This is a genomic window from Streptomyces sp. NPDC027663, from assembly GCF_055566415.1.
The window spans coordinates 524,239-547,893 of record NZ_JBVHSK010000003.1; the positions used below are offsets into that span (position 1 = coordinate 524,239).

The following is a 23,655-nucleotide window of genomic DNA, read 5'->3' on the forward strand; positions in this document are numbered from 1 at the left end:
GCCGGTATCAGTCCGCCGGTCTCCGGCAGGACCGGAGCCGGCCCGCCCGGTCCCGGCTGCGCCGGAGCGAGCCCGGCCGGATTGCCCCGGCGGCTCGCGCCACCCCTGGCTCCGGTCATGCCGCCCTCCTCGGGGGTTCGGGGAGTCGTCCGAGGACTCCGGCCAGGCTGCGGGCGGTGGTCGCCCAGCCGTCGAGCGCGGCACGTCGGCCGCGGGCCGCGGCCTTGAGACGGCGGCGCACGTCGGGTTCGCCGAACCAGCCGCGCAGTTCGGCGGCGAGCGCGGCTGGGTCCTCCGGCGGGACGAGGATGCCGGGCACCCCGCCGTCCGGCGCGCGGCCGACCGCCTCGGGCAGCCCGCCGACGTCGGTGGCGAGGACCGGGATACCGCGGGCCAGGGCCTCGGTGACCGCCATGCCGTAGGTCTCGGCGTACGAGGTGAGGACCATCAGGTCGGCAGCGGCGTAGGCGGCGTCGAGGTCGGCACCGGAGCGCGGACCGGTCAGGTGCAGCCGGTCGGAGAGCCCGTACCGGGCGATCAGCTCGCGCAAGCCGGCCACGTACGCGGGGTCGTGGCCGAGCCCGCCGACGCACTCGCAGGTCCAGGGCAGGTCCCGGACCGCCGCGAGGGCCTCCACCAGCCGGTGCTGGCCCTTGCGCGGCGTCACGGCGGCCACGCACAGCAGCCGGGAGACGCCGTCGGTACCGGGCGCGAGGGGTGCGATGTCGGCGCCGGGCGCGGCGACGTGCACCCGGTCGGGGGCGAGTCCGTGGTGGGAGACGAGCCGGCGGACCGCCCAGTCGCTGGTGGCGACGACCGCGGGCACCGCCCGCAGCACCATCCGCTCGCGGCTGTCCAGGTCGGCGGCGACGGCCGGGTCCAGGCCGGTCTCGTCACCGAGCGGCAGATGGACGAGGACGGCGAGGCGCAGGCGTGCGGCCTCGGGGACCACGATCTCCGGGACACCGCAGGCGACCAGGCCGTCGAGGAGCACCACCGCGTCGTCCGGGAGGCCGCGGAGCAGACGGGCCAGGCCGTCCCGGGCCGCGCCGTCGGGGCACGGCCAGCTGCCGGGTACGGCGTGCCGGGTGACCTGCCAGCCGAAGCCGGGCAGGTCCAGGCAGACCCTGCGGTCGTAGGCGTTGCCGCCGCTGGGGGTGGCCGGGTCGTCGACTCCGCCCGGCATGACGAAGTGCACGTTGCGCAGGGACATGGGGATGATTCCGGCGTTCTCGGCGACGGTGGCCTGCGCGGGCACGTATGTGAGACGGGCCCGTTCCACGGTCAGGTCGGTCACAGGCCACGCTCGTAACTCGCCCAGGCGATGTGCGACTCGTGCAGGGTGACCGTGATCCCCGCCAGGCCCTTGGCGCCCTCCCCCAGCGCGCCCTTGTGGACGCGTTCGGCGAGCCGGTCGGCAATGACCTTGGCCAGGAACTCGGTGGAGGTGTTGATGCCGGCGAACTCGGGTTCGTCGTCGAGGTTGCGGTAGTTCAGCTCGGCCGTGACGGCGCCCAGTTCCTGGGTGGCCAGGCCGATGTCGACCACGATGTTGTCCTCGTCCAGCTGCTCGCGGCGGAATGTCGCGTCCACGAGGAAGGTGGCGCCGTGCAGTCGCTGCGCGGGCCCGAACACCTCGCCGTGGAAGCTGTGGGCGATCATGATGTGATCGCGGACGGTGATGCTGAACAACTGACGACCCTCCAGGTGCGGCGCGTCCGGTCCCCCTGCCCTTGCCCGCCGGGGGATGCCCTCTAGTACGGCTCCCCGCTTCCCCGCGTTCAGCCGTCCCTCACTCTTTTCTCAGGTCAGGCCGTCTCCGCGTAGCGGACCCGGTGGCACAGGGCCGGGATCTCGCCGGAGGCCAGCTTCGGCATGACGTCCGGGAGTTCCCCGAAAGCGCACTCCCCGGTGACGAGCGCGTCCAGCGCCGGGTCGGCGAGCAGGTCCAGGGCGAGCGCCATCCGGTCGGCGTAGCCGCGGCCGGGCCGGGCGGCCGGGGACACGGTGCCGACCTGGCTGCTGCGCACGGTGAGCCGGCGGGAGTGGAAGGCCTCGCCGAGCGGCAGGGCCACGCTGCGGTCGCCGTACCAGCTCAGCTCCACGACCGTGCCCTCAGGGGCGAGGAGCTGCAGGGCCCGGGTCAGGCCGGCCTCGGTGGCGCTGGCGTGCACGACGAGGTCGCAGTCGCCGAGGGCGTCGGCGGGCGCGGCGAAGTCGGCGCCGAGCGCCTCGGCGGTCTTCGCCCGGTCCGGGTCGGCGTCGACCAGTTGCAGCCGGACGCCCGGGAAGCGGGCGAGCAGCGCGGTCACCGCGCAGCCGACCATGCCGCCGCCGACCACCGCGATCCGGTCGCCGATCAGCGGTCTCGCGTCCCACAGGGCGTTCACGGCGGTCTCCACGGTCCCGGCGAGCACGGCCCGCGCGGCGGGCACCCGCTCGGGCACCACGGTGACGGCGCTCACCGGAACGACGTAACGGCTCTGGTGCGGATACAGGCAGAACACCGTACGGCCGACCAGTCCGGCCGGACCCTCCTCGACCACGCCCACGCTGAGGTAGCCGTACTTCACCGGTCCCGGGAAGTCGCCCTCCTGGAACGGCGCCCGCATCACGTCGCGTTGGCTCTCCGGCACGCCGCCACGGAAGACGAGCGTCTCCGTTCCCCGGCTGACGCCGGAGTACAGCGCGCGCACCAGGACCTCGTCCTCGGCGGGCTCCGGAAGGGTGACGTCGCGCAGCTCTCCGTGGCCGGGCGAGCCCAGCCAGAACGCGCGGGCCGAGCGGTTCATCGGCATTCTCCTGAACGATCGGGAAGTTGTTCACGTACCGAGTTGTGCACAGGCCGCGCAGAGTACGCGGCGTTGATCGACTCTGTCACTCGGCCGGAGGAATGCGCGGTGGCCCTGAACAACACGTTTGACGCGAGGCTCCAGCAGGAGACCGCCGTGGGAGCAGGTGTGCAGCTCCTGCTGCTGGCCCTGCTCGGCTCGGCGATCGGCATGGGGCCGGCCGGCTGGCTGACGGGGCTCGCCTTCGCGTTCGCCACCTGGGCGGTCCTCTCCCGCGCCCTGCACCGCTCCCGGCTCCGCTCCTTCGGCCCCGCGAACCGGGTCACGCTCGGCCGGGCCACCCTGGTCGGCGGGGTGACGGCGCTGGTCGCGGACTCCTTCGAGAGCGCGCCGCCGGCGACGCTGCTGGTCGCCCTGACCGCCGTGGCCCTGCTGCTGGACGGCGTGGACGGCAAGGTCGCCCGCCGCACCGGCACCTCGACCGCGCTGGGCGCACGCTTCGACATGGAGGTCGACGCGTTCCTGATCCTGGTGCTGAGCGTGTACGTGTCGATGGAGCTGGGCCCGTGGGTGCTCCTGATCGGCGGCATGCGCTATGCGTTCGTCGCCGCGGCCCGGTTCGCCCCCTGGCTGAACGCCCCGCTGCCGCCGTCGTTCGCCCGCAAGACGGTCGCCGCGGTCCAGGGCGTGGCCCTGCTCGTGGCCGGCTCCGACTTGCTGCCGCCTCCGGTGAACCTCGCGATCGTGCTGTCCGCGCTGGGCTCGCTGGTGTGGTCGTTCGGCCGGGACGTGCTGTGGCTGTGGCGGAACTCGGGCACGGCTGCGGAGGCGACGGTTCCCGAGCCGGAGCCGCGGGTGCTGGAACTGGCGGCGCCCTGAGGGCCTGCGTGGAAGGGCCCGGACCGACTGCCGGACGTTGTTGGTCGATTCCGCCCCGCTGGATCATCCGCCGATGCCGGTCGCATCAAGGAGCCGGACCAGTTCCTTGCGGCCGTACCCGAGCAGGGCGGCACGATGAGCCGCCGTCAGCAGCAGTTGCGCCACGATCTGCCCCTCGGAACCGTTCCTGTCGTTGCCGAGCCATTCCTGTGGTTTCTCGATGCCCAGGCTGTTCATCACCAGCCCATGCTCGCGACGGATCTCTGCGACCGTACCCGTGACCGCGTCCAGGAGTGTCTTTCCCGGGCGCTCGCACTCCAGGGCGAAGCGACCCCAGTCGGCCGGAGCGCAGCCTGTGGGCGGACTCGCTCGCAGGCCCGCGTACCGTTCGTCGCCGAAGGCGGTGTCCGCGAACTCCTCGTGAACGAGACAGAAGCGGTGGAACCCGGGCGGAGCGAGTGGTGGTGGGGGCGTGTACTCCCACCCTGCGTCCTCATGCAGTCGCCGCTCGACCTCTTCCTCGTCGGCCAAGGTCACGGTGAAGCCGGTTTCGTCGTTCCGTCCGGTCGTGGTGCCGTCGGCATTGCGGCGGAAGGACAGTCCCATGCGTGTCTCCTTCGATTCCGATGACCGGGAAACTCCCGTCACACCGTCGAACGAACCGCCCCCGCCGCACGCGCCCGCTCCCGCCGACATCACCCGATCAGGTGAACGACAGGCGCGGGGAAGCCGATCGCCGCCAAGGTCGTCCGCGTGCAGACTGCACGCTGGTTGCCGCCGCGGCCCTGATGTCCAGCCGAGCCGACGGATACGACGCCCTTGGCAGGGGCCGGGTGCTCCTGGCATCCGGCCCCTCTGCCTTGTTCCTGTGCTTCGTCAGCTCTTCTGTTCCACCCGCACCCAGTCCACCTCCACCTGCACTCCCCCGCCCGCGATGCGGTCCACGCTCGACTGCGGCAGGCCCCAGTAGGGACTTGTCACCTTGTTCCAGCCGGCCGGGTAGGCGCCGCCGAGGGCGAGGTTGAGGATCACGTACTGGTTGTGGTCGTAGACCCACTGGCCGCGGGTGGATTCCAGCACGTTGCGGGTCGTCTCCTGGACCAGGCGGTCGTCGACGGAGAAGCGCATGGCCGTCGGGGTCCACTCGACCGCGTAGGTGTGCCACTGGTCGGCCGTGGCCCCGCCGGGATACGTCTGGCGGGCGCCGATGTTGCCGTCCGCCGAGTAGCCGGGGCCGTGCAGGGCCGAGCTGGTCCAGTCGGGGTAGCCGATGTTCTCCATGATGTCGGTCTCGCCCGAGGCCGGCCAGGAGACGGAACGGTCGTCCACGTTGGAACCCAGTAGCCAGAAGGCCGGCCAGAAACCGCCACCGACGGGCAGTTTCATGCGGGCGCTGACCTTGCCGTACGTGAAGTCGAAGTGCGTGTTCGTGTCGATGCGGCCCGAGGTGAAGTCGTAGGTGCCGCCGCCTGCCTGTGTGCAGCCCTTGCAGTATTCGGCCTTCAAGACGAGGCTGCCGTTCTGCGTGCGTACGTTATCCGTCGAGTCGACGTACGCCTGTGACTCGCTCCTGGGGGTAGGTGTGCGCGGTGACCGAGCCGCCGGTGCCGGCGGTCTCGGTGTAGAAGGGCGTCCAGGTGGTGCCGTCCTTCGAGGCCTCCAGGACGTAGCGGTTGCCGTAGGCCGCCTCCCAGTCCAGGACGACCCGGTCGACGCGGATGACCGAGCCGAGGTCGACGCGGATCCAGGCGTCGTCGGCGAAGTTGCTGGACCAGCGGGTGGTGCCGTTGCCGTCGAGGGCGAGGCCGGGTGCGAGGCCGGCGTTCTCACTGCCGGAGGCGGTGACGGCGGTCGGGTTCGTCGCGTAGGCGGCGGCCGCGCGGTCGGTGTCCCAGGCGACAGCCGCGACGGCGGAGGCGGTGGAAGCGGCGGAATTCACGGAGGCGGCGGAATCCGCGGGGGCGGGGGCCGCGGAGGCGGGGACGGCCAGGAGCGGGGCGGCTGACAGCAGGGCCGCCGTGGCGGTCAGGGCGGCGATCAGGGTGCGGCGGATGCGGGATGGCATGCGGCTCTCCTTGTGGGGTGGAGGGGCACTGGTGCGGATCTATGTCGCGTACATGACAGTCCTGTTGGGGTCGTAGGCCGTGCGGCCGCAGGTCGTGGGGTCGTAGGCCGCGCGATCGTAGGCACCGCGATCGCAGGCATCGCGATCGTGGGCCGCGCGATCGTGCGGGCCGGTGGACGCGGGCTCCCCTTGCGCGTCCACCGGCCGTCCGGGCCCGGCTCAGGCGGCCCGGCGTGTGCGGCCGCGGTGGACGCGGACGATGTCCGCGTACCGGTGTCCGCTGCCCTTGATCGTGCGCATCTGGGTGCGGTAGTCGACGTGGACCAGGCCGAAACGCTTGTCGTAGCCGTACGCCCACTCGAAGTTGTCCAGCAGCGACCAGGCGAAGTAGCCGGCGAGCGGGGCACCCTTGCGGGTGGCCGCGGCGCAGGCGGCGAGGTGCCGCTCCAGGTAGTCCTGGCGCTCGGGATCGTCGATGCTGCCGTCGGGGCGGACGACGTCCGGGAAGGCGGAGCCGTTCTCGGTGACGTAGATCTTCCGGGCGCCGTACTCATCGGTGAGCCGCATCAGCAGCGTCTCGATGCCTCCGGCGTCGATCTCCCAGTCCATGCCGGTGCGCGGGACGCCCTCGCGGCGCACGGAACGGACGTACGGTGCCGGCCCGTCCGGGTCGTCGGCGACGTACGCGGGGAAGTAGTAGTTCAGGCCCAGCCAGTCCAGCGGGGCGGCGATCGTCTCCAGGTCGTCGCCGACGACGGGGAGTTGGACGCCGAAGGTCTCGACCATGTCGGCGGGGAAGCCGCGGCCGTGCACCGGGTCGAGCCACCAGCGGTTGACGTGGCCGTCGTGACGGCGGGCCGCCTCGGCGTCCTCGGGGCGGTCGGTGGCCGCGTGCACGGTGGAGAGGTTGTTGACGATGCCGACCTGGGCGCCGGGGGCGGCGGCCCGGAGGGCCTGGGTGGCCAGGCCGTGGCCGAGGAGCAGGTGGCAGGAGGCCCGTACGGCGGCGGTCAGGTCCGTCCGGCCGGGGGCCATCTTGCCTTCGAGGTGGCCGATCCAGGCCGAGCAGGAGGGCTCGTTGAGGGTCGCCCAGAGCTTGACGCGGTCGCCGAGGCGTCCGGCGACGGCCGAGGCGTAGTCGGCGAAGGCGAAGGCGGTGTCCCGCTCGGGCCAGCCGCCGCGGTCCTGGAGCACCTGCGGCAGGTCCCAGTGGTAGAGCGTGACGGACGGGCTGATGCCCGCCTCCAGCAGGGCGTCCACCAACTCGTCGTAGAACGCGAGGCCTTCGGGGTTCACCGCACCCCGCCCGTCCGGGATCACCCGCGGCCAGGCCACGGACAACCGGTAGGCGTTGACGCCGAGCCGACGCATCAGGCCGATGTCCTCGCGCCACCGGTGGTAGTGGTCGCAGGCGATGTCGCCGGTGTCACCGTTCGCGACCTTCCCCGGGGTGTGCGAGAAGGTGTCCCAGATGGAGGGCGAGCGGCCTCCCTCGGCGACGGCCCCCTCGATCTGGTACGCCGCTGTGGCCGTGCCCCACAGGAAGTCGTGCGGGAAGGCGGCCAGGTCGATGCGTTCGGACACGGAAGTCCCTTCGGAGTGCGGGGTGCCGGTCACTTGACGGCGCCTGCCGTCAGGCCGGCGACGAGATAGCGCTGGAGAAGAAGGAAGCCGGCCACGACGGGCACGCTGACGACCAGCGAGGCGGCCATGATCTGGTTCCAGTAGACGTCGTTGAGGGTGGAGTAGCCCTGGAGGCCGACGGCGAGGGTGCGGGTGGTGTCGTTGGTCATGACGGACGCGAAGAGCACCTCTCCCCAGGCGGTCATGAAGGCGTAGACGGCGACCGCGACGATGCCGGGGACCGCCGCCGGTACGACGATCCGCAGCAGCGCGCCGAGCGGGCCGCAGCCGTCCACCAGCGCCGCCTCGTCCAGGTCGCGCGGCACCGAGTCGAAGTAGCCGATCAGCATCCAGATGGAGAAGGGGAGGGAGAAGGTGAGATAGGTGAGGATCAGGCCGCCGCGGGAGCCGAACAGGGCGATGCCGGTGGCGTTGCCGATGTTGACGTAGAGCAGGAACAGCGGGAGCAGGAAGAGGATGCCCGGCAGCATCTGCGTCGACAGGACGGTCACCGTGAAGACGCGTTTGCCGCGGAATTCGTAGCGGCTGACGGCGTAGGCCGCGAACACGGCGATGACGACCGAGCACAGGGTCGCCGCGCCGGCGACGATCAGCGAGTTCACGAAGTACTTCGCGAGCGGGACCGTCGACCAGATGTCGATGTACGGCCGGACGGTCAGCCCGCTGGGCAGCCAGCGGAACTTGCCGGTGACGTCGGCGAGCGGTTTCAGCGAGCTGGACACCATCACGTACACCGGCACCAGTACGAAGCCGGTGAGCAGGGTGAGGAAGATCCGCCGGGACCAGAGGAAGGAACTCGGCGGAGCCGTGGGGGACTTACGCATCGTGGGCCCTCCGTCCGCGCGAGGTGAGCAGCAGGTACCCGCCGGTCACGACCAGCAGGAAGAGCAGCAGCAGGACGGACATGGCCGATCCGGTGCCGAAGTTCCAGGTGACGAAGGAGGCCTGGTAGATGTGGACCGAGATGAGGTCGGCGGCCTCGGGCGCGGACTTGCCGAACAGCACGTACGGCGTGTTGAAGTCGTTGAACGTCCACAGGAACAGCACCAGGACCAGGACCTGGTTGACGGGCCGCAGCGACGGCAGGGTGATACGGCGGATCTGCTGCCACGTCCCGGCGCCGTCCAGCGCGGCCGCCTCGTACAGCTCCCGCGGGATGTTCTGCAGTCCGGCCATCACGATCAGGAAGGCGAACGGCCAGCCCTTCCACACTGACACGGTGAGCAGCGCGTAGAAGCTGTTGTCGCCGATGAGCCAGAAGGACCGCTCGTCGGTGAGGTGCAGCTGGTCGTGCAGGACGTGGTTCACCAGGCCGTTGTCGTGCTGGAACATGAACACCCAGGTGATGACGGCCGTGTAGACGGGCAGTGCGTACGGCACCAGGAACAGGGCGCGCAGCAGGCCCCGGCCGCGGAAGGTGTCCTGCATGAAGACGGCGGCGGCGGTGCCGATCAGCCAGCACAGGGCGACCGACAGCAGGGTGAAGCCGACGGTGACGAAGAAGGAGTGCAGCAGCGCCTTGCCGACGGGGGCGTCGAAGTCCACCGACACCTTGTAGTTGCCGAGGCCGGACCAGGGGGCGGTCCCCCAGTCGCGGATGTAGAACTGGGTGAGTTCCTTGAAGCTCATCACGATGCCGATGGCCATCGGCACCAGGTGGACGAGGAGTTCGAGCAGCAGGGCGGGCAGGAGCAGCAGGTAGGGCAGTCCGATACGGCGGATCCGCCCGGTGCGGCGGCGGGGTTCGCGCGCCGCACCGGGGGACGTCTTGCGCACCGGCTCTTTCAGGGCGGTGGTGGTCATCTCGGATCAGGCCGCCGGCATCTGCTGCTGGGCCTTCTCCAGCTTGGCCCTGACGGAGGCGGTGGTCACCGCGCGCCCGGCGGCGGCGTCGGCGAACAGGTCCTTCACGGCCGTGCCGACCGCCGTCTCGAACTGCGACTCGGAGGGAACCTGCGGCAGCGCCGCCGCGCTGGTGGCGAGGGTGTCCTTCAGGACGGCGGTGGCCGGGGCGTTGAAGGCCGCGTCAGCCTGCGCGGCCTTGACCGGCGGGATGGAGCTGTAGGCCGTGTTGAGGATCTTCTGCTCGGCGTCGGAGGTCATGAACTTCACGAACCGCGTGGCGCCGTCGAGATTGTGGGTGTTCTTGAAGACGGCGATGTTGATGCCGGCGACCATCGAGTTGACCTGGGTGCCGGTGCCGGGGGTGCCGGACTGCACGGGCACGGGGGCGACTCCGTAGGCGTCCTCGCCCATGCCCTGGGACTTGAGGTTGGCGGCGGCGGACTGCCACAGCAGCATGGCCTGCCTGCCCTTGGCGAAGTCGCTGACCGACTGGTTCTGGGCGTACTCGGCGTCGCCGGTGGGGACGACCTCGTGCTTGGCCATCAGGTCGACGTACTGCTTGACCGCGTCGACCACCTTGGGGTCGGTGAAGTCGGGCTTGCCGTCGGCGGTGAAGAAGTCGGCGCCGTGCTGCTTGGCGAAGACGAAGACGTGGTGGACGTTCTCCGCCAGGTTCGAACCCTCGGCGCCGAGCACCGACTTGCCCTTGGCCTTGATCTTCTTGCCGTCGGCGAGGAGTTCGTCCCAGGTGGCCGGCGGCTTGCCGATGCCGGCGTCGGCGAAGATCTTCTTGTTGTAGTAGAGCGCGTACGCCATCGAGTACAGCGGGACCGCGGCCGGGTCCTTGCCCTCGGCGCCCGTGGAGCCCAGCGCTGAGTCCACGAAGCGGTCCTTGCCCCCGATCTTCGCGAAGTTCTTCTCGTCCCACGGGAGCAGCCCGCCGGTCGCCTGCAGAGAAGCGCTCCAGGTGTTGCCGATGTTCAGCACGTCCGGACCCTGACCGGAGGTGGTCGCGGTCAGGATCCGGTTGAGCAGATCCGACCAGGGCACGACCTCCAGCTTCACCTTGATGCCCGTCTGCTTCTCGAACTTGTCGAGTTCGGGCTGGAGGACCTTCTTGTCGACGGCGACGCTGGCGCCCTGGTTGGAGGCCCAGTACGTCAGCGTCTTGGGCGAGTCGTTCGACCCGCTCCCGTTCGACGAACCACCTCCGCAGGCCGTGGCCGCAAGGGCGAGAGACAGGGTGACGGCACCTACGGCCGCGGCTCGGATCCTGCGCATGGCTCCTGGTGTCCCTTTCCGGGAGTCGAGAACCACGAAGGCGCTCGGCGGGGACCGGCACCCCGTTCGACCCCCGAACGCCCTCATGGCTTAATTTACGACGTGAGTTAAACCTCAGGGTCATCGCTCGTCAAGGGATCCGGCACCGGCAACCGCACCGACGCACCGGCCAAACGCGGCAAACTGGGAGGCCAGGCGGCAGGGTTGGGCAGCCGTACGGTGTGTGACCTGCGGTGGAAGTGCCGCAGCGCCGTTCTGCAACGGTTGTATGTCGATGGGCCGATGAGCCGGCAGGGGCTGCACCCGGCGGCACCGCAGGCGCGGCAGGCGCTGCCGGCGGTGCGGCAGGCGCGGCCGGCGGTGCGGCAGGCGGTGCGGAACCGGTCCCGCACCGCCGGACGCACTACCGGACCGCTGCCGCCTGCGGCGCCGGCGCGTAGCCCGCGGGGCGGCTGGTGAAGGTGCCCCGGCCCTGGGTGCGGCTGCGCAACCGGGTTGCGTAGCCGAACAGTTCGGCCAGCGGCACGGTCGCGGTCAGCACGGCCGCGCCACCCCGGGTCTCCGAGCCGCCGACCCGGCCGCGGCGGGCGGCCAGGTCCCCGAGCACGCCGCCGACCGCGTCCTCCGGCACGGTCACCGTCACCTCGGCGACCGGCTCCAGCAGCACCGTCGTACAGGCGCGCAGCGCGTCCCGCAGACCCAGCCGGCCGGCGGTGCGGAAGGCCGTGTCGGAGGAGTCCTTCACATGCGTGGAGCCGTCGGTGAGCGTGACGCGCAGCCCGGTCACCGGGTGCCCGCCGATCGGTCCCTCGGCGAGGGCGTCCCGGCAGCCGGCCTCCACCGCACGCACGTACTCCTGCGGCACCCGGCCGCCGACCACGGCGGACCTGAACTCGAAGCCGGTGGTGCCGGCTTCTGGCCCGAGCGGCTCCACGTCGAGCACGACATGGGCGAACTGTCCTGCCCCGCCGTCCTGTTTGACGTGCCGGAACACGAACCCGTGCACACCACCGGCGACCGTCTCCCGGTAGGCGACCCTGGGCCGGCCCACGGTGACCTCAGGACCACCGTCGCAGCGGATCTTCTCCACCGCGACCTCCAGGTGGAGTTCACCCATCCCGGACAGGACGGTCTGCCCGGTCTCGGCGTCGGTACGCACCACCAGCGAAGGGTCCTCCTCGGCGAGCCGGGCGAGCGCCGTGGCGAGCCGGCCGGTGTCCGTGCCCCGTCGTGCCTCGACCGCCACGGACACCACGGGCTCGGCGGCAACGGGCGGCTCCAGCAGCAGCGGGGCACCGGCGGCGCACAGCGTGGCGCCGACCTTTGCCGACTTGACACCCGCGACCGCGACGATGTCACCGGCCACCGCCCGGTCGAGCTGGACGTGCCGGTCCGCCATGACCCGCAGGATGCGCGCCACCCGCTCGCTGCGCCCGTTGCCCGGGTCCCACACGGTGTCCCCCTTCTCGATCGTGCCCGAGTAGACGCGCACGTAGGCCAGCCGCCCGGTGCTGCTCGCGTTCACCTTGAACACCAGCCCCGCGAACGGCCCTTCGGGATCGGCGGCCCGCAGTTGTTCGGCGCCCTCGTGGACACCGCGCACGGCGGGTACGTCCAGCGGCGACGGCAGGTAGGCCAGCACCGCGTCCAGCAGCGGTTCGATGCCGCGGTTGCGGTAGGCGGAGCCGCACAGCACGACCACGCCGTCCCCGCTGTGGGTGAGGTCGCGCAGGGCCGCGGTGAGGACCGCGGCGGAGAGCGTCTCCCGGTCGCAGTACTCCTCCAGGGCGGCCGGATGCCGTTCCGCGACCGCCTCCTCCAGCGCGCGCCGTCGTCGTACCGCCTCCTCCCGCAACTCCTCGGGCACCGCGCCTTCCACGGCCGCGCTCTCCCCGTCGTGCCACACCAGGGACCGCATCCGCACCAGGTCCACCACGCCGGTGAAGGCGTCCTCCGCCCCGATCGGCAGCTGTACGACCAGGGGGGTGGGGTGCAGCCGTTCCCGGATGGAGTCGACGGCACGGTCGAGGTCGGCGCCGGCACGGTCCAGCTTGTTGACGAACGCGATCCTGGGGACGCCGTGCCGGTCGGCCTGGCGCCACACCGACTCGCTCTGCGGTTCGACCCCGGCCACGGCGTCGAACACGGCGACCGCCCCGTCGAGGACGCGCAGCGACCGCTCGACCTCGTCGGCGAAGTCGACGTGACCGGGTGTGTCGATAAGGTTGATGCGATGGCCGTCCCAGGTGCAGCTCACCGCGGCGGCGAAGATGGTGATGCCGCGGTCGCGTTCCTGCGGGTCGAAGTCGGTGACGGTGGTGCCGTCGTGCACCTCGCCCCGCTTGTGGGTGGTGCCCGTCGCGAAGAGGATCCGCTCGGTGACGGTGGTCTTGCCCGCGTCGACGTGAGCGAGGATGCCGAGGTTGCGGACGGCGGCGAGGATGTCGGTGTAGGTACGCACGGCCCGGTGCCTTTCGGGAAACGATGCTGGAAAAGGGCAGCGCGATTCCCCGTGCGCCGTTCGGAGCGGACGGTACGGCGCCGGCCGGGCGGGATGCCGGGCAGGGCGCCGGGGTGTCAGCGGGGCGTCACGGGATCCGGTGCCGGCCGCGCAGCGGGCACCGGCCGGACGAGGACACGAGGATCACCTCGTACCGGGAACGGGGAGCCATGACAGCGGTGCGCTCATGCACGGCCGGGCTCCCCTCACTCGTCGACTCGTCGGTCCGATTCCGTCCGGCGGTCCCGCTGCGGGGCGGCGCCGGATGCGTGGTGAGTCTAAGCAGGACGGTTGGGCCGGGGCATGCGATTTTCCCGCGGCGGGGCTGTGGCGGGAGGCCGGGAGGACCAGGAGGCCGGGAAGCCGGGAGGACCGGGAGGACCGGGCCCGGCGGGTCGGGTGGCCCGACGGTCGGATAGGCCCGACGGTCGGTTAGGCCCGACGGGTCGGATAAGGCCCGACGGGTCCGATGGGTCGGACACGCCCGACGTCGGATGGGTCGCACAGGACCGATGAGTCGGAGGGGCGGAGGGTCGGACAGGCCCTCGGTCGGCGTCGGCGGTTGGCCGTCGGCGTCGGCCCTCGGCGTCGGCGGTTCGCTGCACGCTGCGGTCCGCCACCCGTTTGCCACCTGACCGTTGATCATATTTCCGGGTCTGCCGGGTTAGCGTTCTGCCGCGATCAGCCACGGTGGCAGGCCCTCGTAGGTGGAGCAGCACGGTGAAGCGGCAGCAGAAGGGACCAACCCGCCTGCGCAGGGCGGCGGCGGGCGCGGTGGCAGCGGCTCTGGCACTCGTCGGCTGCGCTGCGGACGGGGGTGGCAGCACCGCCCCGAGTGCTGTCCCGGAGCATCCCGGCACCGCGCCGGGCACCGCCTCCCCCGCCTGGCGCTCGTGGGGCCTGCCCCCGCTGCCCCCGGCCCCCGGACCACCGGCCGACAAGCCGGTCAAGCTTTCCGCCACCGGAACCGTCCCGGTGTTCACGCGGGTCCCGACCGCGCAGCGAGTCGTGTTCATCACCGTCGACGACGGACGCGAGAAGGACCCCGGATTCGTCCGGATGCTGCGGGACCTGAAGATCCCGGTCTCGATGTTCCTGACCGCCGACGCCATCAAGTCCGACTACGGCTATTTCAGGCAGCTGCAGGCACTGGGCAATCACATCCAGAACCACACCCTGCACCACCCGGTCATGACCGGCGTCCCGCCGGCCCGCCAGAAGGAGGAGGTGTGCGGCGACCAGAAGCTCCTCACCGAGCAGTACGGCACCGCGCCACTGCTGTTCCGGCCGCCCTACGGGGCGTACGACGACGCCACCAGGACCGCGGTCGACGCGTGCGGGCCCCGGGCGATCGTCGGGTGGCGGGCGTCCATGCAGATTCGCGGCCTGCGGTATCAGGACGCGGACCGCAGACTGCACCCCGGGGACATCGTCCTCGCCCACTTCCGGGGGCCGGCGGAGCTGAAGGGCACCACGATGACGCAGATGTTCGCGCACCTGCTGACGCACGTGCAGCGGCAGGGGTTCGCCGTGTCCCGCCTGGAGGACTACATCCAGCCCCCGGCGGACGGCCGGCGTGGTCACGCGTAACGGAAGACAGCCCCCCGGCAGTCACGCGCGGCGGACTGCGTTCACACGTAGCGGACGGCAAGGGCCCGCACCGTCTCGGCGATGCGGTCGCGGAGTTCGGCCGGTGCCAGGACCTCGACGTCGGCGCCCAGCCGCAGGAACTCCCCATGGGCGTGGTCGAGCGATTCGATGGGCACCCGGGTCTCCGTCCATCCGTCACCCGCCGCCTGCACGCCGAGGCGGCGGGCGCCCTCCGGGGTGACCCGCACCCGCGCCTCCCCGCTGTGCAGCCGGGCCCGGAAGTCGGCCAGATAGTCGCTCCAGTACGTGCGCAGGTCGAATCCGTCCGGTGCGGCGAACTCCTCCTCCAGCGAGCGGAGTCCGATGATCTGGTCGACCCGGTAGGTGCGGACACCGCACGGCCCGCCGGCGACCAGGTACCAGCGGCCGGCCTTGAGGACGAGCCCGTACGGCTCCACCCGTCGCTCGATCTCCTCCGGCGCCCGCCAGCGCCGGTAGCGCAGGACCACCGCCCGCGGCTCCCACACCGCGGCGGCGACCGCGGCCAGGTGAGGCGTACGGTAGGCGTCGCCGTACCAGCCGGGGGCGTCGAGCAGGAACCGCTCCTGGATCCGCCCGGCGTGCTCGCGCAGCTCCGCCGGGAGGGCGGCCCGCAACTTGAGCTGGGCGGTGGCGAGGGCCTCACCTAGGCCGAGTTCGGCGGCGGTGCCGGGGAGTGCGGCGAGGAACGCGGCCTGGGCCTCGTCCGCGGTCAGTCCGGTGAGCCGGGTCCGGTATCCGTCGACCAGCCGGTAGCCGCCGGCGTGTCCGGCCTCGCCGTACAACGGGACTCCGGCGCCGGCGAGCGCCTCGACGTCGCGGTAGACCGTCCGGACGGAGACCTCCAGTTCCTCGGCCAGCTCCTGGGCCGTCATCCGGCCCCGGTTCTGGAGGAGCAGGAGCAGGGTGACCAGTCGGCTCGCGCGCATGCCGCCCAGTATCCGCATGTCCACTGACAGTGGATGTCAGTGGAGTGTCCCTAACCTGCGACGCATGGACGACTTCGAGTTCCTGCCCGGCTCCTGGGAGGTGGCCGACCGCCGCCCCACCACTCCGCCCGGCCCCGACACCAGCACCAGCACCAGCACCAGCACCAGCACCAGCACCTGGGCGGAGTTTCCCGGACACCCCGGGGTCGGGCCGCTGTTCGGCGGTGCCGGCGACACCGGCGCGATCTCCTTCCCCACCCTCGCCGGGCAGGGCGTGACCCCGCGCCGGTCGGACCGGGCGACGGAACGCTGGTCGATCCGCTGGTCCGACAGCCGAACGGGCCGGCCGGACCCTTCGGTGACCGGCGGCTTCACGGGCGACCGCGGTGACTGCCACGGCGCGGGCACCTACGACGGACGCCCGGTCCGGGTGGACTTCACCTGGTACCGCCTCGGCCCGGACACCGCCCGCTGGGAGCAGGAGTCCTCCGCTGACGTCGGCCGCACCTGGGAAGTCGACTGGACCATGGATCTCACCTGCACCGGGCGGGCCGCCGCATGGTGATCGTGGAACTGAGGCAGTACACCCTGCATCCGGGAGCCCGCGAGACGCTGATCGACCTGTTCGAGCGCGAGTTCGTGACCGGTCAGCAGGCGGCCGGCATCACCGTCGGCGGCCGTTTCCGGGACCTTGACGACCCGAACCGCTTCGTCTGGCTGCGCGCCTTCCCCGACATGGTGCACCGCCGGCGCGCGCTGGAGGCGTTCTACACCGGCCCGGTCTGGCGGGAGCACCGCGACGCGGCCAACGCCACCATGGCCGACAGCGACGACGTCCTCCTGCTGCGCGGCCCGGGCTTCGCACCGGAGCCGGGCGCCCGCGAGGTGAGCGCGACGGTCTGCCACCCGTCCGACGCAGCCGCCTTTGACGCGTACGCCGTCCGGCACCTGGGCCCGGGCCATGCGCTGCACCGCACCGAGCACGCCGAGAACGACTTTCCCCGCCTGCCCGTTCGCACCGGGGAGGACGTCCGGGTCTGGTTCGGCCCGGCCGAGCCGCCGCCCTGGCCGGTCCGGCGAGTGCGGCTGGAACCGGTGCGGCCCTGGTGAGCGTTCGATTCCCGGTTGTCCGTCACTCGAGCCGGTCCGCCACCGAGCCTTCCGCACCCCCTTTCCGAACCACCCTTCAGCAGCCCGCTCCGGCTGTTTCTCGCGTGTCCGCCACTGCGCGTGTGAACGCGTCAGGGTTGTCGAACATGATGTTGTGGCCGGCGTCCGGGACGATCCGGACCGTCACCCCCGCGGCCTCCAGACCGGCCCGGCCCGGCAGTTCGCCGCTCAGTTCGCCCTGAAGACAGACGCGCTCCACGCGTGCCTGCTCGAACATCACCCGCATCACCGGGTCCGTGCCCCGGACCAGGTGGGTGGCCGAGCGATGGAGCGCAAGCGGATCTGCGAGCCGCATGGTCGCTGCCCACGTGGGGCCCACCTGCTCCAGCACGCGCGCGAAGCCGCCTCCACGCACGAAGTCCTCCTCCGTGTACGACGAGATGCCACTGCTTGCCGCCGTGGGCGTGGGGTGCCGGTCGAGGTTGCCCTCGGTGATCACCAGGCGTGCCACCAGGTCGGGCCTGCGGTGCGCGAGGACGATGGCGACCGCGCCGCCCATGCTGTGCCCAGCGATCACACCGCCGCGGACCTCTGCCTCGTCGAGTGCGGCGGCCAGCGCGTCGGCGTGGTCCTCAAGCGTGTAGCCGAAGTCTGCGGGCCGGTCACTGATGCCGTGGCCTGGCAGGTCGACGAAGAGCATTCTGCGGCCTGCGAGTTCCGGGCGGGCCGCGATGTGGGCGTGATAGACGGTCGAGGCGGCACCCAGGCCGTGCACGAACACCGTCGCCGGCCCTTTTTCCGATGTCTCCGTCCATCGGATCAAGCTGCCCTGCGCATCGAATCCGGCATGTCGCACTGTCCGCTCCCCCTGTCTGCCGCCCCATGGCCGCTCTGTGCCCGTACATGGCCGCCGCGGATCCGCTCGCGGCATCACCGACCCCCCGACCATACATCGTGAGCGTAGTACTACGTCAACGATGTACTGCGACGTGAGGGAGAATGCACACATGCTGGAACTGTCCATCCTCGGATTCCTCTACGAAGCCCCTCTCCACGGCTACGAGCTGCGCAAGCACATCACCGCGCTGACCGGGCACGTGCGCCCGGTCGGCGAGTCCACGCTCTACCCGGCGATCAAGCGCCTGGAAAAGGCAGGACTGCTGACACGTGAGACCCAGCAGGGCCCCGCAGCCGCACCCCGGCATGTCCTCAGCCTCACCGACGACGGCAGACGGGAGCTGCGGCGCCGCCTCGCCGAGCCCGACGGCCCCGATGTGACGGACGAGAACCGTTGGTTCACCCTGCTCGCATTCCTCCGTCACCTGGAGGACCCGGCCGCCCAGGCCGACGTACTGCGGCGCAGGCTGGCCTTCCTGGAGGAGCCCTCGAGCTTCTTCCACGACGGCGAGCGGCCGCTGCGCGCCGAGGAGTTGGACGACCCGTTCCGGCGGGGCGTACTGACCGTGGCCCGGGCAACCACCAAGGCGGAGCTGACCTGGCTGCGGGCCACGCTCGCGGACCTGGAGGCAGGCACGAGGAGCGCGGAGCGAAGTCACTAGGCGCGGCTGAAGTCACTGGGCCCGGCTGGCGAGTCGTACACGAAGGCGGAGGCGAAGGGCCGCAACGGTCACGGCGCCACGCAAGACGGGTGTCCTCTTGTCCGCGTGTCCTCTTGTCCACGCGAGCAGCCCCGGCACAGCGATTCTTGAGCGCGCCGGCAGTCCACTCCGCTTCATTGCTACGGCGGTATGCCTGCCGGCGCCGGACGACCAACGCCGAAACGCCGGTCGAGTCTCAGACTCGACCGGCGTCTCGTTCAGGTATCCAGGAGATCGTCGGATCGTCCCAGCTGGTGTCCGAGGGGGGACTTGAACCCCCACGCCCGATAAAGGGCACTAGCACCTCAAGCTAGCGCGTCTGCCATTCCGCCACCCGGACCAGGTGTCTGTCGCCTGGCGCGGGGTGTTCCCCGCGGCGACATGGACAACAATACCAAGGTTTCGGAGTGCGTTTCACCTGCGTATCCGTCGGCCGGGCGGCGGCCCGGGGGGCTGACGGCCGCAGATCGCCGACAGTATGCAGTCCGCAAGATCCTGCCTACGGTGCGTAGAGGATCACGGCATGAACTGGTACTCCGGGAAGTTCCCGGGCATCCGTTCCGGCCCGGTGCGCGAGCGCGAGCCGTCAGGGCTTGCCGATCTCCCGGACCAGCAGCGGGGCGAGGAGATCACGGGGCTCTCCGCGAGCGCGTCCAGGGTGGCGGCGACCCGGGCCCGCCGCTCGGGCAGCGGAACGTGCGGCCAGGTGCGGTGCCGGTCCAGGGCGGCGCGTACCGCGTGCTGGGCGGTGGCACCGTCCAGGCTCCGACTCCCCGCGATCTTCCTGCTGTTCCCCCTCTACGATCTGCTCACGGATCACCGGAGGGGGAACATCGCATGCGCGAGGACACCACGCCCGCGGAAGGACCGGCGCGGGCGGACAGCCAGGCACGACAGACCGGGGAACCGGGGCGCCGGGTCACCACCCTGGAACTCTTCTTCGACCTGGTGTTCGTCTTCACCCTGACCCAGCTCACCGTCCTGCTGGCGCACGACCTGTCGTTCGCCACGGCCGGCCGGGTGGCGCTGATCCTCGTCGTCCTGTTCTGGATGTACGGCGCCTACGCCTACCTCACCAACCAGGTACCGCCCGACCGCCCGTCGCGACGGCTGCTCCTGATGCTCGGCATGGCCGCCTTCCTGGTGTGCGCGCTCGCGATACCCCGCGTGTTCGAGGACACCGCAGTGGTCTTCGGACTGGGTTTCCTGCTCGTGGTGATCGTGCACACGGTGCTGTACACGCGCAGCCACGGCTGGGACTCCGTCTGGTACGGCGTTCCGAACGCGGCGGCCGCCCTGTCCGTGACGGCCGCGGGTGTCGTCGACGGCCTCGGGGCGGACGCGCTGTGGCTGCTCGCGATCGCCCTGCAGTTCGTCACCCCGTTCATCGCCGAGCACGGTCCCGGCCGCAGGGACGGACGCAGCGCGGCGGCGCTCCGGATGCAGTTGGGGGCCCTGGATCCGGCGCACTTCGTGGAGCGGCACGGGCTGCTGCTGATCATCGCGTTCGGCGAGTCCGTGATCTCCATCGGCGTCGGCATCGGTGATCTGCCGCTCACGCCGGGGCTGTTCAGCGGGGCGTTCCTCGCGCTGGCGCTGGCGGTCGCGTTGTGGTGGACGTACTTCGTGCGGGACGAGGAGGCCGCCGAGTCCGTGTTCCGCGCGACTGCGGCACCGCGCCGGTGGCGGCTGGCGATGAACGCCTACTACTACGCCTTCCTGCCCATGCTGCTGGGCATCGTCTACCTGGCCGCCGGGGTGAAGAAGGCCCTCGGCCACCTCGGTGACCATCCGCACTGGGGCCCGGCGCTGGCGCTCGCGGGCGGTGTGGCCCTGTTCCTCGCGGGCGACGCGGCGTTCCGGCGAACCCTGGGTCTGCGCCCGGTCCGCTACCGCGCCGCCGCGGCCCCGCTCGCCCTGCTGACCGCCCTGCCGGGCACCCGCCTGCCCGCCTACGCCGAGCTGCTGGCCCTGGTGGCGCTGCTGACGGGCATGCTGGCGGTGGAGGCACGGTGGTGCACGACGGCATCCGCGGCACGGGAACCGGCCGGCGCCTGAGGCTCTCCGCCAGACCTCGCGATTCCGGCAGGGTCCGCGCGGGAGGCCCTGGCGGGGACGCTCAGTCCTCGGGGCGCTCGTGGTACGACCGCCGGGTGTGCTGGGTGTGTTCGCGCATCAGACGGGCGGCCCGCTGCTCGTCCTGGGCGGCGATGGCGGTGATCAGTTCGCGGTGCTCGATCCATGACTGGCTGCCGCGCTGCCGGGCCACGGGCGTGTGGTACCAGCGGACCCGCCGGTCGACCTGGGCGGCGAGATCGGCGAGGACCGTGTTGCCGGCCAGTTCCATCACCTTGGCGTGGAAGGCCGCGCCGAGGGCGACCGCGCCGTCCACGTCCTCGGCCGCCACCGCCTTCTCGCCCTCGGCGCACAGGTCCTCGAGGGCGGCGATGCCGGGGCTGCCGGCATGGGCGGCGGCCAGCCGGGCCGCCTCCGCCTCCAGCAGCGTGCGCACGGTGAGCAGCTGGTCGGCCTCGTCCTCGGCCGGCTCGTGCACGAACGCCCCCTGGGCGGGCCGCAGATCGACCCATCCCTCGGTGTCGAGCCGCTGCAGTGCCTCGCGCACGGGCTGCCGGGAGACGCCGAGGTGCCCGGCGAGTTCGCTCTCCACGAGGTGCTGACCCGGCTGGAGGGCGCGGGTGGTGATGAGTTCCAGCAGCGCCTCGTACACGCGTTCACGCAGCGGACCGGGCCGTTCCAGCTTGGGCAACGCCCCCTGCGGCAGTCCGGTCGACAACATCGCGTCCCCTCCTGGGCCTCTCGGATCGCGTGGACACCCCGTCCGCGCTTCCACCCGCCCCGCCCCCGACAGGAGCGCTGGACGCCTGGACGCTCGGTATCGGCTGTGAGGCGTCTGCCGTCCGAGGCGTCTGCCGTCCGAGGCGTCTGCCGTCCGAGGCGTCTGCCGTCCGAGGGTCTGCAGTCTACGGTGCACAGGATCCACGAGGAGGGCGCGCAGGAGGCGGCGGGAGCCGTGCGGAATGGGCGTCGCGCTCCCCGGCGCCTCACGGGCAGCGTACGACCTGCCCGGCGTAGGACAGATTGCCGCCGAACCCGAACAGCAGCACCGGGTCGCCCGGGCGGAGCGCTCCCCGTTCGAGCAGCTTGGAGAAGGCGAGCGGGATGCTGGCGGCCGAGGTGTTGCCGGACTCGGTGACGTCGCGGGCGACGACAGCGTTGACGGCGCCGAGCTTCTCGGCCAGCGGTTCGATGATGCGCAGGTTGGCCTGGTGGAGGACGACCCCGGCGAGTTCCTCGGGCGCCACCCCGGCCTTCTCGCAGGCACGGCGGGCGACGGCGGGCAGCTGGGTGGTGGCCCAGCGGTAGACGCTCTGCCCCTCCTGGGCGAACCGCGGCGGCGTGCCCTCGATCCGTACGGCGTGCCCCATCTCCGGCACCGACCCCCACAGCACCGGGCCGATCCCGGGCTCCTCCCCCGGCGGGCAGGCCTCGACCACGGCGGCTCCGGCGCCGTCGCCGACGAGGACGCAGGTGGTGCGGTCGGTCCAGTCGGTGACGTCGGACATCTTGTCGGCACCGACGACCAGGGCGCGGGTGGCCGCTCCGGCGCGGACGGTGTGGTCGGCGGTGGCCAGCGCGTGGGTGAACCCGGCGCACACCACGTTCACGTCCATCGCCGCGGGCTGCGGGATGCCGAGCCGGGCCGCGACCCGGGCGGCGGTGTTCGGGGAACGGTCGATCGCGGTGGAGGTGGCGACGAGGACCAGGTCGATGTCGCGCGGGGTCAGGCCGGCCGCGGCCAGCGCCTTGGCGGCGGCGTGCGCGGCCAGTTCGTCGACGGGCTCGTCGGGGCCGGCGATGTGCCGGGTACGGATGCCCACCCGGCTGCGGATCCACTCGTCGCCGGTGTCGACCATGCCGGCCAGGTCCTCATTGGTGAGCACCTTGGCGGGCTGGTAGTGACCGATGGCGGCGATGCGCGAGCCGTTCATGCCGGGGATCCCCCTCGTTGCCGTGTGTAGCGGGATCCACCAGTCTGATCAGTGACTCACGGGTACGGCGGCAGGTGAAGCCACAGGAATCGGGCGCCGGGATTGTCGGCTCCCGTCAGACCGTCGGACGTGCACGCATCCCGCCCGTGCTCACCAGCCGGTCTCCGGCTCACCGTGCGGCAGACCGGGACGGCCACGGTGTGCGCGTACTGCGGGGCGGGCTGCACGCTCACCTTCCGTGTGCAGGACAATGAGACCGTCGAGGTCACCTCTCCGCACGACGACCCGGTGACCCACGGCAACCTCTGCATCAAGGGCCGTTTCGGCTGCCAGCACGTACAGAACCGGGGCTGATCAGGACATGGGACGAGTCACGGAACGACGCAAGGTCCTCCGCATCCGGGACGGGGCGGTCTCCTCCCGGCCGGACACGCTCGTCGCCGAGGAACCCCTGGAGATCAGGCTGAACGGCAAGCCGCTCGCGATCACCATGCGCACCCCCGGGGACGACTTCGCGCTGGCGGCCGGCTTCCTGGTGAGCGAGGGCGTGCTGGCGGCCGCGTCGGACCTCCAGAACATCGTCTACTGCGCCGGGGCCACCGTGGACGGCTCCAACACCTACAACGTGGTCGACGTGAAGACCGCGCCCGGTGTCGCCCTGCCGGACTTCACCCTGGAGCGGAACGTGTACACGTCCTCCTCCTGCGGGCTGTGCGGCAAGGCGAGCCTGGACGCCGTACGGACGACCGCGCGCTGGCCCATCGCGGACACTCCCCCGCTGCGGATCACCGCCGGCCTGCTGGCGAGCCTTCCCGACCGGCTGCGCGCGGCCCAGCGGGTCTTCGACCGGACCGGGGGCCTGCACGCGGCGGCCCTGTTCAGCGAGGACGGCGAGCTGCTGGACGCACGGGAGGACGTGGGCCGGCACAACGCCGTCGACAAGCTGGTCGGGCGCGCGCTGCAGAACGGGGACCTGCCGCTGTCCCGGACGATCCTCATGGTCTCCGGCCGGGCCTCGTTCGAGCTGGCGCAGAAGGCCGTGATGGCGGGCATCCCGGTGCTGGCCGCGGTGTCGGCGCCGTCGTCGCTGGCGGTGGACCTGGCGGCGGAGACCGGGCTGACCCTGGTGGGCTTCCTGCGGGGCAGCTCCATGAACGTGTACGCGGGTGAGCACCGGATAGCCCTGCGGGAGGCGGCCGCCCAGGGCTGACCGGTTCCCCCACGGCACGGCGGCAGGTCCGGACAGCCCTGCGCGAGGCGGCCGCCCAAGGCCGACCGATTTCCGACCGGTTCCCCGCGGCACGGCGGCAGGGCCCTGGCCGGCGGGGAGCGCCCCCTGCGCCGCGGGTCCCCGCTGTGCCTTCGCGGAGCCC

The 23,655-nt window shown here is 71.7% G+C and carries 20 protein-coding genes, 1 tRNA gene and 3 pseudogenes; 8 read left to right on the plus strand and 16 right to left on the minus strand.

Annotation, left to right across the window (positions count from 1 at the left end; translation table 11 throughout):
- Window positions 1-115: 115 nt before the first annotated feature.
- The 3 genes from ACZ4SF_RS11665 to ACZ4SF_RS11675 all read right to left on the minus strand — a co-directional run bounded on the left by ACZ4SF_RS11665 (window position 116) and on the right by ACZ4SF_RS11675 (window position 2,792).
- On the minus strand, window positions 116-1,297 hold the full coding sequence (locus ACZ4SF_RS11665; protein ID WP_468381644.1) for a glycosyltransferase family 4 protein: 1,182 nt from the start codon (window positions 1,295-1,297) through the stop codon (window positions 116-118).
- A complete protein-coding gene (locus ACZ4SF_RS11670; RefSeq protein ID WP_468381647.1) occupies window positions 1,294-1,692 on the minus strand; it encodes a 6-pyruvoyl trahydropterin synthase family protein in 399 nt (132 codons plus the stop codon). The genes ACZ4SF_RS11665 and ACZ4SF_RS11670 overlap by 4 nt, the downstream gene beginning before the upstream one ends.
- 116 nt (window positions 1,693-1,808) lie before the next feature.
- Window positions 1,809-2,792 carry a zinc-dependent alcohol dehydrogenase gene (locus tag ACZ4SF_RS11675; RefSeq protein WP_468381650.1) on the minus strand — a complete coding sequence of 328 codons (984 nt, stop codon included), beginning with the start codon at window positions 2,790-2,792 and terminating at the stop codon, window positions 1,809-1,811.
- 108 nt (window positions 2,793-2,900) lie between these two features.
- On the opposite strand from ACZ4SF_RS11675, the gene ACZ4SF_RS11680 reads away from it, so the two are divergent.
- On the plus strand, window positions 2,901-3,671 hold the full coding sequence (locus tag ACZ4SF_RS11680) for a CDP-alcohol phosphatidyltransferase family protein (RefSeq protein ID WP_468381654.1): 771 nt from the start codon (window positions 2,901-2,903) through the stop codon (window positions 3,669-3,671).
- A 63-nt stretch (window positions 3,672-3,734) separates the two neighbouring features.
- Here ACZ4SF_RS11680 and ACZ4SF_RS11685 read toward each other — a convergent pair whose 3' ends face one another.
- From ACZ4SF_RS11685 to fusA, 7 genes and pseudogenes are all read right to left on the minus strand, one after another.
- Window positions 3,735-4,277, minus strand: coding sequence for a hypothetical protein (locus ACZ4SF_RS11685; protein ID WP_468381656.1), 543 nt, complete (start codon window positions 4,275-4,277; stop codon window positions 3,735-3,737).
- Between the two features lie 270 nt (window positions 4,278-4,547).
- Window positions 4,548-5,736 (minus strand): annotated as a pseudogene (locus ACZ4SF_RS11690) (family 16 glycosylhydrolase).
- A 219-nt stretch (window positions 5,737-5,955) separates the two neighbouring features.
- Window positions 5,956-7,320 (minus strand): GH1 family beta-glucosidase, encoded by a 1,365-nt coding sequence (locus tag ACZ4SF_RS11695; protein WP_468381660.1) that lies wholly within the window; start codon window positions 7,318-7,320, stop codon window positions 5,956-5,958.
- A 29-nt stretch (window positions 7,321-7,349) separates the two neighbouring features.
- Window positions 7,350-8,204 carry a carbohydrate ABC transporter permease gene (locus ACZ4SF_RS11700; RefSeq protein ID WP_468381663.1) on the minus strand — a complete coding sequence of 285 codons (855 nt, stop codon included), beginning with the start codon at window positions 8,202-8,204 and terminating at the stop codon, window positions 7,350-7,352.
- Complete coding sequence (locus tag ACZ4SF_RS11705) at window positions 8,197-9,183, minus strand: carbohydrate ABC transporter permease (protein WP_468381666.1); 987 nt, start codon at window positions 9,181-9,183, stop codon at window positions 8,197-8,199. The genes ACZ4SF_RS11700 and ACZ4SF_RS11705 overlap by 8 nt, the downstream gene beginning before the upstream one ends.
- Window positions 9,184-9,189: 6 nt before the next feature.
- Complete coding sequence (locus ACZ4SF_RS11710; protein WP_468381670.1) at window positions 9,190-10,506, minus strand: ABC transporter substrate-binding protein; 1,317 nt, start codon at window positions 10,504-10,506, stop codon at window positions 9,190-9,192.
- 403 nt (window positions 10,507-10,909) lie between these two features.
- Complete coding sequence (fusA, locus tag ACZ4SF_RS11715) at window positions 10,910-12,967, minus strand: elongation factor G (protein ID WP_468381673.1); 2,058 nt, start codon at window positions 12,965-12,967, stop codon at window positions 10,910-10,912.
- A 759-nt stretch (window positions 12,968-13,726) separates the two neighbouring features.
- Here fusA and ACZ4SF_RS11720 point away from each other — a divergent pair.
- On the plus strand, window positions 13,727-14,596 hold the full coding sequence (locus ACZ4SF_RS11720) for a polysaccharide deacetylase family protein (RefSeq protein ID WP_468381676.1): 870 nt from the start codon (window positions 13,727-13,729) through the stop codon (window positions 14,594-14,596).
- A 41-nt stretch (window positions 14,597-14,637) separates the two neighbouring features.
- On the opposite strand, the gene ACZ4SF_RS11725 is transcribed toward ACZ4SF_RS11720, so the two are convergent.
- The gene (locus ACZ4SF_RS11725; protein ID WP_468381679.1) at window positions 14,638-15,564 is read right to left on the minus strand and encodes a helix-turn-helix transcriptional regulator; all 927 of its coding nucleotides are present in this window, start codon (window positions 15,562-15,564) and stop codon (window positions 14,638-14,640) included.
- 64 nt (window positions 15,565-15,628) lie between these two features.
- Between ACZ4SF_RS11725 and ACZ4SF_RS11730 the strand changes: the two genes are divergently transcribed.
- Both ACZ4SF_RS11730 and ACZ4SF_RS11735 read left to right on the plus strand, forming a co-directional pair.
- On the plus strand, window positions 15,629-16,129 hold the full coding sequence (locus tag ACZ4SF_RS11730) for a hypothetical protein (RefSeq protein ID WP_468381681.1): 501 nt from the start codon (window positions 15,629-15,631) through the stop codon (window positions 16,127-16,129).
- The gene (locus tag ACZ4SF_RS11735) at window positions 16,123-16,674 is read left to right on the plus strand and encodes an NIPSNAP family protein (RefSeq protein WP_468381684.1); all 552 of its coding nucleotides are present in this window, start codon (window positions 16,123-16,125) and stop codon (window positions 16,672-16,674) included. Before ACZ4SF_RS11730 ends, ACZ4SF_RS11735 begins: the two co-directional genes overlap by 7 nt.
- A gap of 76 nt (window positions 16,675-16,750) precedes the next feature.
- Here ACZ4SF_RS11735 and ACZ4SF_RS11740 read toward each other — a convergent pair whose 3' ends face one another.
- Window positions 16,751-17,530, minus strand: coding sequence for an alpha/beta fold hydrolase (locus ACZ4SF_RS11740; RefSeq protein WP_468381687.1), 780 nt, complete (start codon window positions 17,528-17,530; stop codon window positions 16,751-16,753).
- 151 nt (window positions 17,531-17,681) lie between these two features.
- On the opposite strand from ACZ4SF_RS11740, the gene ACZ4SF_RS11745 reads away from it, so the two are divergent.
- Window positions 17,682-18,233 (plus strand): PadR family transcriptional regulator, encoded by a 552-nt coding sequence (locus ACZ4SF_RS11745; RefSeq protein WP_468381690.1) that lies wholly within the window; start codon window positions 17,682-17,684, stop codon window positions 18,231-18,233.
- Between the two features lie 291 nt (window positions 18,234-18,524).
- On the opposite strand, the gene ACZ4SF_RS11750 is transcribed toward ACZ4SF_RS11745, so the two are convergent.
- Both ACZ4SF_RS11750 and ACZ4SF_RS11755 read right to left on the minus strand, forming a co-directional pair.
- Window positions 18,525-18,612 (minus strand) — tRNA-Leu (locus ACZ4SF_RS11750).
- Window positions 18,613-18,861: 249 nt separating this feature from the next.
- Window positions 18,862-19,052: pseudogene (locus tag ACZ4SF_RS11755) on the minus strand (aldehyde dehydrogenase family protein); the annotation flags it as partial.
- A 57-nt stretch (window positions 19,053-19,109) separates the two neighbouring features.
- On the opposite strand from ACZ4SF_RS11755, the gene ACZ4SF_RS11760 reads away from it, so the two are divergent.
- Window positions 19,110-20,330, plus strand: coding sequence for a low temperature requirement protein A (locus ACZ4SF_RS11760; protein ID WP_468382497.1), 1,221 nt, complete (start codon window positions 19,110-19,112; stop codon window positions 20,328-20,330).
- Window positions 20,331-20,391: 61 nt separating this feature from the next.
- On the opposite strand, the gene ACZ4SF_RS11765 is transcribed toward ACZ4SF_RS11760, so the two are convergent.
- Together ACZ4SF_RS11765 and ACZ4SF_RS11770 are read right to left on the minus strand one after the other, a co-directional pair.
- Entirely contained in the window at window positions 20,392-21,069 is a 678-nt protein-coding gene (locus ACZ4SF_RS11765; protein ID WP_468381693.1) for a GntR family transcriptional regulator, read from the minus strand.
- A gap of 265 nt (window positions 21,070-21,334) precedes the next feature.
- Window positions 21,335-22,282 (minus strand): beta-ketoacyl-ACP synthase III, encoded by a 948-nt coding sequence (locus tag ACZ4SF_RS11770; RefSeq protein ID WP_468381695.1) that lies wholly within the window; start codon window positions 22,280-22,282, stop codon window positions 21,335-21,337.
- Window positions 22,283-22,462: 180 nt separating this feature from the next.
- On the opposite strand from ACZ4SF_RS11770, the pseudogene ACZ4SF_RS11775 reads away from it, so the two are divergent.
- A pseudogene (locus tag ACZ4SF_RS11775) lies at window positions 22,463-22,636 on the plus strand (2Fe-2S iron-sulfur cluster-binding protein); the annotation flags it as partial.
- 7 nt (window positions 22,637-22,643) lie between these two features.
- Window positions 22,644-23,492: a formate dehydrogenase accessory sulfurtransferase FdhD gene (gene fdhD / locus ACZ4SF_RS11780; RefSeq protein ID WP_468381697.1), complete on the plus strand. Its 849-nt coding sequence runs from the start codon at window positions 22,644-22,646 to the stop codon at window positions 23,490-23,492.
- Window positions 23,493-23,655: the final 163 nt, after the last annotated feature.

Excerpts from the sequence above, each read along its gene's own strand:
- ACZ4SF_RS11765 (WP_468381693.1), bottom strand. The coding sequence starts at position 21,069 with ATGTTGTCGACCGGACTGCCGCAGGGGGCGTTGCCCAAGCTGGAACGG.
- ACZ4SF_RS11710 (WP_468381670.1), bottom strand. The coding sequence starts at position 10,506 with ATGCGCAGGATCCGAGCCGCGGCCGTAGGTGCCGTCACCCTGTCTCTC.
- ACZ4SF_RS11685 (WP_468381656.1), bottom strand. The coding sequence starts at position 4,277 with ATGGGACTGTCCTTCCGCCGCAATGCCGACGGCACCACGACCGGACGG.
- ACZ4SF_RS11730 (WP_468381681.1), top strand. The coding sequence starts at position 15,629 with ATGGACGACTTCGAGTTCCTGCCCGGCTCCTGGGAGGTGGCCGACCGC.
- ACZ4SF_RS11745 (WP_468381690.1), top strand. The coding sequence starts at position 17,682 with ATGCTGGAACTGTCCATCCTCGGATTCCTCTACGAAGCCCCTCTCCAC.
- ACZ4SF_RS11700 (WP_468381663.1), bottom strand. The coding sequence starts at position 8,204 with ATGCGTAAGTCCCCCACGGCTCCGCCGAGTTCCTTCCTCTGGTCCCGG.
- ACZ4SF_RS11705 (WP_468381666.1), bottom strand. The coding sequence starts at position 9,183 with ATGACCACCACCGCCCTGAAAGAGCCGGTGCGCAAGACGTCCCCCGGT.
- ACZ4SF_RS11760 (WP_468382497.1), top strand. The coding sequence starts at position 19,110 with ATGCGCGAGGACACCACGCCCGCGGAAGGACCGGCGCGGGCGGACAGC.
- ACZ4SF_RS11735 (WP_468381684.1), top strand. The coding sequence starts at position 16,123 with ATGGTGATCGTGGAACTGAGGCAGTACACCCTGCATCCGGGAGCCCGC.
- ACZ4SF_RS11770 (WP_468381695.1), bottom strand. The coding sequence starts at position 22,282 with ATGAACGGCTCGCGCATCGCCGCCATCGGTCACTACCAGCCCGCCAAG.
- ACZ4SF_RS11675 (WP_468381650.1), bottom strand. The coding sequence starts at position 2,792 with ATGAACCGCTCGGCCCGCGCGTTCTGGCTGGGCTCGCCCGGCCACGGA.
- fdhD (WP_468381697.1), top strand. The coding sequence starts at position 22,644 with ATGGGACGAGTCACGGAACGACGCAAGGTCCTCCGCATCCGGGACGGG.
- ACZ4SF_RS11725 (WP_468381679.1), bottom strand. The coding sequence starts at position 15,564 with ATGCGCGCGAGCCGACTGGTCACCCTGCTCCTGCTCCTCCAGAACCGG.